Below are 1,588 nucleotides of genomic sequence, written 5' to 3'. Positions count from 1 at the left end.
TCCGAACCTTTGCCACCTTTGAGCACATCGTCGCCGGCACCACCGATCAGGGTGTCATTGCCATCGTCCCCTTCGAGCCTATCGTTACCCGCACCACCGGTTAAGGTGTCATCGCTGGTGTACCCTATAAGGTGGTCATCGCCCGGCGTTCCCATCAGCAGTTGGGTCTTAACGTCGTCAATCGACCAGTGGGTGCCGTCCGAGAAGCGGATGATGTCTAACGCATAATAACTTTGTCCATCGTTATTGAAATAACTCCCTACCTCAATGCGGTCGTCACTGCCGATAAGGCTCAAAATCAGGTGGTTTCCACTGCGGCTTAGCGTGATATCGCTCGGGGTAATGTCCGCCGCAAAGTCGATCACATCAATCGCTTCCTCATCGCGATAAGCATAGTTATTGATGCGGCCTGAGCCCCAGCCACGGGCAAAGTGGTACACATCCGAACCTTTGCCGCCTTCGAGCACATCGTCGCCGGCACCGCCGATCAGGGTATCGTTACCATTGCCACCTAAAAGCCTATCGTTGCCGAGACCACCCTCCAATACGTCATCACTGGCATAGCCTACTAGGTGATCGTCGCCCGCCGTCCCTAGTAGTATCTTGGCTTTAACGTCGTCTACTGACCAACTTGTGCCGTCAGCGAAACGGATCAGTTCCACCTCATAATCGGCTCTGCTGAAATAGCGATCTACCTCGATGCGATCGTCACTGCCGATAAGGCTCAAAATCAGGTGGTTTCCATTGCGGCTTAGCGTGATATCGCTCGGGGCGATGTCCGCTGCAAAGTCGATCACATCAATCGCCTCCTCATCGCGGTAAGCATCGTTATTGATGCGGTCTGAGCCCCAACCACGGGCGAAGTGATACACGTCCGAGCCTCTGCCCCCTTCAAGCACATCGTCGCCGGCACCACCGATCAGAGTATCGTTGCCATCCCCCCCTTCGAGCCTATCGTTACCCGCACCGCCGGTTAAGGTGTCATCGCTGGTATACCCTCTAAGGTGGTCGTCGCTCGGCGTTCCCACCAGCATTTTGGTCTTAACCTCCTCTACTGACCAACTTGTGCCGTCAGCGAAGCGGATGTTGTCTAACGCATAATAACTTTGGCCATCGCTGCTGAAATAGCGATCTACCTCGATGCGATCGTCACTGCCGATAAGGCTCAAAATCAGGTGGTTTCCATTGCGGCTCAGCGTAATATCGCTGGGGGCGATGTCCGCCGCAAAGTCGATGACGTCGACCGCTTCTTCATCACGGGAGGCATAATTATTGATGCGATCAGCCCCCCAGCCACGGGCGAAGTGATACACGTCCGAGCCTTTGCCCCCTTCGAGGACATCGTCGCCAGCTCCGCCGGTCAGGGTGTCGTTGCCATTGCCGCCTAAAAGCGTATCGTCGCCGAGCCCCCCTTCCAATACGTCATCACCGTCTCCCCCTTCGAGCCTATCATTACCCGCACCGCCGATTAAGATGTCATCACTGACATAGCCTACCAGGTGATCGTCTTCCGCCGCCCCGTTCAGTACCTTGGCCTTAACGTCGCCTACTGACCACTTTGTGCCGTCAGCGAAGCGGATCAGCTCCA

The 1,588-nt window shown here is 55.7% G+C and carries 1 protein-coding gene; it reads right to left on the bottom strand.

Going from position 1 to position 1,588, the window contains the following annotated elements; all coding sequences use genetic code 11:
- Window positions 1–1,588, bottom strand: a 1,588-nt coding sequence (locus JI62_RS23110; protein WP_276206582.1) for a calcium-binding protein, incomplete at both ends; no start/stop codon positions are given.

The sequence above is a fragment of the Halomonas campaniensis genome (assembly GCF_002211105.1).
In the GTDB taxonomy this organism is placed as follows: domain Bacteria; phylum Pseudomonadota; class Gammaproteobacteria; order Pseudomonadales; family Halomonadaceae; genus Vreelandella; species Vreelandella campaniensis_A.
Note: the sequence above shows the minus strand (reverse complement) of the source record. Positions and strands in the feature narration are given on the sequence as shown.